The organism is Arthrobacter sp. A2-55 (genome assembly GCF_025548615.1).
Classification (GTDB): Bacteria; Actinomycetota; Actinomycetes; order Actinomycetales; family Micrococcaceae; genus Specibacter; species Specibacter silviterrae.
On the sequence record NZ_JAJLOZ010000146.1, the window covers coordinates 1 to 1297 of the forward strand.

Here is a 1297-nt window from a genome sequence, read left to right on the forward strand (position 1 = left end):
CAGGGCGTCTGCAAAGTCTTTTTTGAGGGTGAATCGTCTTAATATGTGAGACGACGGGGCTGTGGCTGTTAATGAGCGAGAACTCCCATTAAGCATGTGATTGTTCAGTCCCACATGTTGCCAGGAGTTCTCGCATGCCATCGTCTCACCTTGCCTCGTTCATTGACGAATTCGCCTTGACGGGGCCGGTGGAGATTGACCCGGGCAAGGTCCTTGCCGCCCTGGCGGAACTGCCGGATCCCCGCAAGAAACGCGGCGTCCGGCATCGTTTCGCGCACCTGTTGGTCATCATGGTCTGCTCGGTGGTGGCCGGGGCGACATCGTTGGTGGAGATGGCCGAATGGGCCGCCGATACGGCCCGGGACCAACTCGCGGCGCTCGGTATTGGGGCCCCGCACGCGACAACGCTGGCCAGAGTGCTCCAGCGCCTGGACGCCGACACCCTGGACCGATTGGCCGGGTCGTGGGCACAAGGAATGACAGTGGTGACGGCGATAGCCATTGACGGGAAGGAAGTCCGAGGTGCCAAGAACGGCGGCGGCACACGGGTCCACCTGCTGGCCGGTGTTGACCACGCCACCGGGGCCGTGTTGGTTCAGGAGAACGTGTCCGAGAAACACAACGAGATCACCTATTTCAAACCCTTGTTGGAAGGCATCAAGGACATCGGTGGCATCATCGTCACCGCCGATGCCCTGCACACCCAGCGCGAGCATGCCGACTACCTGCACTCCCGGTCGGCCCACTATGTGCTCACCGTCAAAGCCAACCAGCCCAGGCTCCATGACCAATTGCGTGCCCTGCCATGGAAACAGGTCCGCGCCGGGAACAAGACCCGCGAGAGCGCCAACGGCCGTGAGATCCAACGGACCATCAAATGCGTTGGCATCGCTGCCGGGATCAAGTTTCCGCACGCCGCCCAGGCAGCCCAGATCACCCGAAAATCCAGGCCCATCGGAACCCGGAAATGGTCAACCGAGACGGTCTACATTGTTACATCGTTGACGCCGGCACAAGGAAAACCGGAACTCATAGCGTCCTTGATCCGAGGCCATTGGGGAATTGAAAACGGCCTCCACTGGCGCCGGGACGTGACGTGGCGCGAGGACGGAAGTCAGGTGCGACGTGGAAACGCGCCACGGGTCATGGCATCCCTGAGGAACATCGCCATCTCAATCCTGCGTCTGGAAGGCGAACCCAACCTCGCCAAAGCCACCCGCGGCGCCCGCAACTACCCACACCGCGCACTCAAACTCGCCGGCCTCATTATCGGCTAAACGACTTTGCAGACGCCCTG

General features: G+C 61.4%; 1 protein-coding gene. It reads left to right on the forward strand.

Going from position 1 to position 1297, the window contains the following annotated elements; all coding sequences use genetic code 11:
• Positions 1 to 134 precede the first annotated feature (134 nt).
• Complete coding sequence (locus tag LPN03_RS20695; protein ID WP_262455754.1) at positions 135 to 1277, forward strand: ISAs1 family transposase; 1143 nt, start codon at positions 135 to 137, stop codon at positions 1275 to 1277.
• The last annotated feature ends 20 nt before the right edge of the window (positions 1278 to 1297 follow it).